The organism is Allobosea eneae (assembly GCF_042657265.1).
In the GTDB taxonomy this organism is placed as follows: Bacteria; Pseudomonadota; Alphaproteobacteria; order Rhizobiales; family Beijerinckiaceae; genus Allobosea; species Allobosea eneae.
In genome coordinates, this window is the sequence record NZ_JBHSLW010000146.1 from 1 (window position 1) to 5,818 (window position 5,818).

A 5,818-nucleotide genomic window follows, 5' to 3' on the forward strand; every position below is an offset into this window, starting at 1 on the left:
CCACCATCGCCTCCGCGACGGCCTTCCTCTACGCAGCCGCCGCCATGGTTCTTATCCGCCGCATCGCGCGAGCGTCATGAGTTCCGGGACGGACTCTGAGAGAACGCCGGAGCGGCGGTTTTCCAAATGCAGAAGATACGGATAACCGATCGTTTGATCGCGTTGCTTCCAAGACCCTTCTCAGGTGGCAGCCCGCATGCGCGTTAAGCGTGGTGTTTTTCAGCGATTACCCTATGTTTGAATCCAGGCTTAGGCTCGCTGAGATTGGATGATGTTTATCACAAACGCGCTCTCACCCGCAGAAACACTCGCGGAATTACTTCAAAAGTCGCGCTCGACTACAGCTGACACAGACTGGTTCAAGACGAAGAGGCACGATGCGGATCTGTGCCCGCATTTTCAGGCCATAGGGTTGCAGATCCTTGGATCGTACAAGGCTTACCGCGCAGGTTGCCATGATATTCAGGGCATGCGCGATGACGGCGTCGATATTCTTCTTAAATACGACTCGGATGACGGCGCTCAAAGAGTGGGAATGCAAATCAAAAGCTATCACGAGTTCTCGGAGTGGGCATCCGGGCGGGATAAGGCCTTCGTGAAGACGCTAAAGGCGCAATATACAGAAGCCATGCAGAACGTTGGCGTCGATCACTACTTTCTTTTGCTGTGCACGGATGCTTATGAGCACCGAAGTCAAATTCGCATGATATCCTCGGAAATGAAAACTTACGCCAACCTCACAATTGTAAACCCAGAGCAAGTCCGTGGCCTCACGCTGCTGTCTGAATGGGATTTGCAGGCTGCGACGACTCGGCTTCTCTGCCGTGACGATCCGGTTCTCAGCGCGGCCAGGGAGTACTTTCAAGATGTGCCGACACTCGGCGACGTTTTCACGCTCGATCTTCTCTGCAGGGCGTTCGGTGGTGGAAGTAAGGTCCTTGAACCTGGCGACTTCGAGGACATTGCCCGCGCATGGTACGAATCCCGGGGCGGCATCCTCGATATGGGCAAAGTTGCTGATGCTGTCGTCGAGATGGAGGAGGGTGGCTATATTGAGTGGGTTGGCGAAATATATCGGGTCTTGCCGGAAGAGATGCCGGTCGAACTTTGTGCGATCTATTTTGATTTACGGGCGCGTAATGGTCTGGCGGCCGGCGATGTTTTTGCGTATCTGGTGCCGCTATTGTTAGATTAAGAGGAATTTTAGAAGCGCAGACGCCAACATGAGCGCACGCCACGCGATATATTGTGCTTTATTGCAACCAAGAAGTTTTTAGGAGCGCGATCGACTGGTTCTCCCGATGCTTTTGGCCCGCGGTCCGGTTGCTACAACGTCAACCGGGCAGCCTTGGTGAGCTGCCGGTCGGCATCGTTGTAGTAGCTCGCGGCCTGCTGGACGGAGCGGTGCTGCGATTGCTGCATCGCTGCGGGCCCCTGTGCATTATCAGGACACGGATTCACGGTAGGCGTCGGCGGTAGCGAGCTATTTGCGCAGGTTCTCGATGCCAAGTTCGCTCCACATCCAAGTGAAGTCGTAGGTGACCATCGGGTCGTTCCGGTCGAGCTGACTGCTGCTGCTGCGGTTTTCAAGATACTTGAGCCATCCCGCCACTCGGCCACGGCCCGCAGCGGTTCGAACGGCCGCGCGCGGGGTGATGTCGCCAAGCATGCCGACGGGTTCATCGAGCGTCGCGAGGTACTGACGGTCGAGCATGGCATGGATGAGCGGGGTTGCCACCTCTGGCGCAATGGCGGGTGCCGGTTCGGACGTTGTCAGTCCCTCGACCCGCGCCGCCATGGCCTGTTCGACCGTCTCGATCGTGGTCAGCGGCGAGCCGACCAACCCGGCGAGCGCATCGGTCATGAGCGCGGTGCCGCGTTTCGCCCGCTCGGCCGAGGTGACGGCGAGAATCAGGGCGCGGCCTTTCAATTCGACATTGCCGAGCACCGGGGTGCCGTCCGCCATTGTCACACCCCACGCCATGCGCCCAGTGCTTCTCGCTTTTCCGCCCGGTTTCTCGCCCAGCCAGTTCCAAAAGTGCGTGGTTTCCCGCTGAAACGCAGAGACAGTATCGAGCCGCTCGCCGACGAGCGCCTGGGTCACGCCGCGTGCGAAGGGAAAGCGCACGCGGTGGAACACCACCTCCTCGCCATCACTGTTGTGCAGCGTGGGGATGGACGCCGGTCCTATGGTCTTGGGAACGACATCGAACAGCCATGTCGTGCTGATGAGGGCCGGAAGTGCGGCCAGATCGTCGGCGTCTAGGTTTAACGCGGTGCGCGGGCTGCGCTTGCCTTTCGAGCGCCGCAGATCGGCGACGAGCGCCTCGGCCGCCTCCATCGTGAACGACAGCACGCCGCCCGACAGGAGGTGCTTGCCTCCGACCTGCACGACGCGGGCACCGATCCTGTCCCATTGCTTCAGCGTCTGCGAGGCGCTGCGCTCGGATACTCGAAGCGGCTCGCCGCCCTGAATCAGGTCACGCACAAGGAAGCCGCTCCCGGGCTCGACCTCGCTCACCTCGTGGAGGCTCATCACCGACGATCGAAGGGCACGCAGGTAGATTTTGGTCGAGCCGCTCTCGTTCCAGCCCCGGCGCCGAATATAGTCATCAACGATGTTCCGGTCCTCGGGTTCGATGGTGCGCGTGAGCAGATCCTCGAACGCGCATCCCCACAACACGCCGGCCCAATGATCGCCGACGATGTCCGCCAGCTCGTCCGCTTCGAAGTCGAACTCCTCCATCGCCAGCCCGAGATGATCGCCGAGCGCATCGCGAAGATGATCGGCCCAGGCCGGCGAGGTGGCGAACTTCATGACGCCGGACAGATCGTGACCACGCTTCATGCCTGTTCCCTCTGCTGCTGGCTGAATTGCTGGCGGTGCGCGGCGACGATGCGCGAGACGGTGGGCTCGCTGACGCCGTAGAGCCGCGCCATCTCGGCACCGGACTTGCGGCCGGACGTGACGGACTCGGCGATTTCACGGCGCTGCTTGTCGCCGAGCTTGCGCCGGCGCCCGCCGATCCGTCCTTCTGCGCGGGCCTGAGCAAGGCCGGCACTGGTGCGTTCGCGGATCATGGCCCGCTCGAACTCGGCGAAGCTTCCCACCATTTGCATCATCATCCGCCCTGCCGCGGTGGTGGTGTCGATCGCCTCGGTCAGCGAGCGGAAGCCCGCTCCCGCCAACTCAATTCGCTCCATGATGTGCAGCATGTCCTTCAGGCTGCGCGACAGCCGGTCGAGCTTCCAGACGACGACGACATCTCCCTCGCGCAACTGGCCGATCATCTCCAGGAGCTTGGGTCGGTCCCATCGCCCCCCGCTGGCGGTCTCCTCGAACACGCGCTTGCAGCCCGCCGCATCAAGCGCGCGCCGCTGCGCGGCGTTCGACTGCTCGTCGCCTTTCGACACGCGGGCATAGCCGATCAGATAGGGTTCGCGCGTCATCCAGTATCTTTCACAAACGACCGTATCCGGAGGCGGAAACAGCATGCGCGGATTTCTGCGGCCTTCCACCTTTCACAATCCTCTTTCATTAAGCGGGCAAAAGGCAAGAGGTTTTTGGAGGATGAAACATGCCCGCACGTATTCCGATGACCGAGCGGCAGCGCGCCGCGTTGCTTGCTTTGCCCGACAGCGAGGCGGCGGTGGTGCGACACCATGGCCTCGATGCCGAGGACCTTGCTGCGATCGGCACCGCACGCACTCCGGCGACCCGGTTGAGCTACGCCCTGCAACTCTGCTGCCTGCGCTATCCGGGGCGGCATTTGCGCGCAGGCGAGCTGTTGCCTGCGATCATGCTCGAGCATATCGCCGAGCAGGTCGGGGTGGATGCAGGCGCCATCGCCGACTTCGCGCGGCGAGCGCCGACCCGCTACGATCAGCTTGCCGCCATCAAGGCGCGCTTCGGCTTCACCGATCTCAGCCGGCCAGCGCGCGGCATCATGATGACCTGGCTAGAAACCGAAGCCATGGCCATCGTGGACGGGCGTATTCTGCTCGATCGACTGCTCGACGAGCTGCGCACGCGGCGCATCGTCATCCCCGGCATCAGCGTAGTCGAGCGGATGGCGGCCGAGGCGATGCTGCGGGCGGAAACCGATCTGGTCGCCGCAGTCGACGATAAACTCGATGCGGATATGCGTCAGCGTCTCGATACGCTGGTCGACGAGAAGGTGCATCACCGACAGAGCCGCTTGTCGTGGTTGCGCGAACCGGAGCCCCGCGTAGCGTCAGCCTCGCTCGCTGAAATCCTCGAAAAGGTCGCGCTGATTCACAGGACCGGTATTGCCTGTGTTCCGGTCGATCCCCTGCACGAGCCACGCCTGACGCAGTTCGCCCGCGAAGGCGTGCGCTATACCGCCCAGGCTTTCCAACAGATGCGCGCTTCCCGCAGGCGGGTCATCCTGCTTGCTACGCTGCGCGAGCTGGAGGCCACGCTTACGGCAGGCTTGCGCCACTATTCGGTCACAGGCTCGACCGGGACCTGATCGTTAGCCACTGGCCGGATATTGAACGTGTCATTTGTGCCATGCGCGACGGCACCGTTAAGCCCTCGCTGATCCTCAAGAAGCTGTCTGCCTATCGCCAGCAGAACAGCCTCGCCGCGGCGCTGCGCGAGATCGGGCGGATCGAGCGCACGCTGTTCACGTTGCGCTGGTTCGAGGATCCGGCTCTGCGCCGTACTGTCACTGCCGAGTTGAACAAGGGCGAGGCCCGCAACAGCCTTGCCCGGGCAGTCGCCTTCCATCGGCTCGGCCGTTTTCGCGACCGTGGCCTGGAGAACCAGCAGACCCGAGCAGCCGCTCTCAACCTCGTCACCGCTGCGATCATCCTGTTCAACTGCCGCTATCTCGGGCGCGCCATTGACGAAATGCGCCAGCGAGGAAGCCAGATCGATCCGGCTATGCTGTCCCGGCTCTCACCGTTGGGATGGGATCGCATCAATCTCACCGGCGATTACGTCTGGTCCGATCGCCTCGATCTCGACGCCAATGGCCTCATGCCGCTGCTCATCAAACCGCTACCGTGAATCTGTGTCCCTACAATGCACAGGGGCCGAAAGGAAAGCTGCGTGGCAAGCCGCCGAAGCTGACCCAGAAGCAGCAGACCGAGTTGCGCCGGATGCACAATACCGGCGACTATTCGATCAGCGATCTGGCCGAGGTGTTCTCCGTCTCAAGGCCCACGGTGTACCGGACCCTCGCTCGAACCCAATCTCCTCAGACCGCGGCCTGATCACGTTCCCGGTTTGTCCGGCTTAGCGTATTCTGGCGGTAAAACCTTGAGGTGCCCCCTAATCGTCGGGGAGATGCCGCCACTGCGCGCCCGTCCGCGCCAACCACATCATGCCCTCAAAGTAGCGGCGGTTGTCCTGCGCCGGTCGGCAACCGCGCCCGTGCTCGGCCGGCAGCAAAGGCCCAATCAACGCCCATTCCTCGTCCGTCAGACCGATCCGCTCGCCCAAGGCTTCCTCCAAAAAGAAGCCTTGAATCAATCCGCGTGTCTCAGGTCAAGCTTTGTCCACGAGGCCTAGGGTTCGTTCCAATGGCCCTGAATGTTGGGGCAGGCTCCGAAGTCCAACGACCGCTTGCGACAGTCGTTATCGGTGGCATCATCTCATCAACGCTGCTAACTCTTTTCGTTATTCCAGCGCTATACAGAGCCTTACACCGCGATCGCAAATCACGCGATCCGGTGGTAATTGCGTCAAATCTTCAAACTAAGGAGACATGACAATCAAAATGACTTCCTATTCAATCCAAGTGTTAATTTAAAACTGCCGGAATATGCTGTGGCACTTTGTATTTGCCTT

Annotated in this window: 7 protein-coding genes and 1 pseudogene; 5 read left to right on the forward strand and 3 right to left on the reverse strand. The window is 61.1% G+C overall.

Going from position 1 to position 5,818, the window contains the following annotated elements; genetic code table 11:
• Positions 1-271: 271 nt before the first annotated feature.
• Positions 272-1,195, forward strand: coding sequence for a hypothetical protein (locus ACFPOB_RS31045; RefSeq protein WP_377801985.1), 924 nt, complete (start codon positions 272-274; stop codon positions 1,193-1,195).
• 288 nt (positions 1,196-1,483) lie between these two features.
• Here ACFPOB_RS31045 and ACFPOB_RS31050 read toward each other — a convergent pair whose 3' ends face one another.
• Both ACFPOB_RS31050 and ACFPOB_RS31055 read right to left on the reverse strand, forming a co-directional pair.
• Complete coding sequence (locus ACFPOB_RS31050) at positions 1,484-2,848, reverse strand: DUF7986 domain-containing protein (RefSeq protein ID WP_011950670.1); 1,365 nt, start codon at positions 2,846-2,848, stop codon at positions 1,484-1,486.
• Positions 2,845-3,450, reverse strand: a complete 606-nt coding sequence (locus ACFPOB_RS31055) for a recombinase family protein (RefSeq protein WP_011950671.1) — start codon at positions 3,448-3,450, stop codon at positions 2,845-2,847. Before ACFPOB_RS31055 ends, ACFPOB_RS31050 begins: the two co-directional genes overlap by 4 nt.
• Positions 3,451-3,578: 128 nt before the next feature.
• Between ACFPOB_RS31055 and ACFPOB_RS31060 the strand changes: the two genes are divergently transcribed.
• Genes ACFPOB_RS31060 through ACFPOB_RS31070 form a run of 3 tightly spaced genes read left to right on the forward strand, consistent with a single transcriptional unit; the run spans position 3,579 to position 5,241 of the window.
• The gene (locus tag ACFPOB_RS31060; protein ID WP_377801986.1) at positions 3,579-4,493 is read left to right on the forward strand and encodes a DUF4158 domain-containing protein; all 915 of its coding nucleotides are present in this window, start codon (positions 3,579-3,581) and stop codon (positions 4,491-4,493) included.
• Positions 4,493-5,035: a Tn3 family transposase gene (locus ACFPOB_RS31065; RefSeq protein WP_377801989.1), complete on the forward strand. Its 543-nt coding sequence runs from the start codon at positions 4,493-4,495 to the stop codon at positions 5,033-5,035. The genes ACFPOB_RS31060 and ACFPOB_RS31065 overlap by 1 nt, the downstream gene beginning before the upstream one ends.
• Positions 4,936-5,241 carry a helix-turn-helix domain-containing protein gene (locus tag ACFPOB_RS31070; RefSeq protein ID WP_377801987.1) on the forward strand — a complete coding sequence of 102 codons (306 nt, stop codon included), beginning with the start codon at positions 4,936-4,938 and terminating at the stop codon, positions 5,239-5,241. Before ACFPOB_RS31065 ends, ACFPOB_RS31070 begins: the two co-directional genes overlap by 100 nt.
• 58 nt (positions 5,242-5,299) lie before the next feature.
• On the opposite strand, the gene ACFPOB_RS31075 is transcribed toward ACFPOB_RS31070, so the two are convergent.
• Complete coding sequence (locus tag ACFPOB_RS31075; RefSeq protein ID WP_377801988.1) at positions 5,300-5,500, reverse strand: transposase; 201 nt, start codon at positions 5,498-5,500, stop codon at positions 5,300-5,302.
• A 35-nt stretch (positions 5,501-5,535) separates the two neighbouring features.
• Between ACFPOB_RS31075 and ACFPOB_RS31080 the strand changes: the two are divergent.
• Positions 5,536-5,739: pseudogene (locus ACFPOB_RS31080) on the forward strand (efflux RND transporter permease subunit); the annotation flags it as partial.
• Between the last annotated feature and the right edge of the window lie 79 nt (positions 5,740-5,818).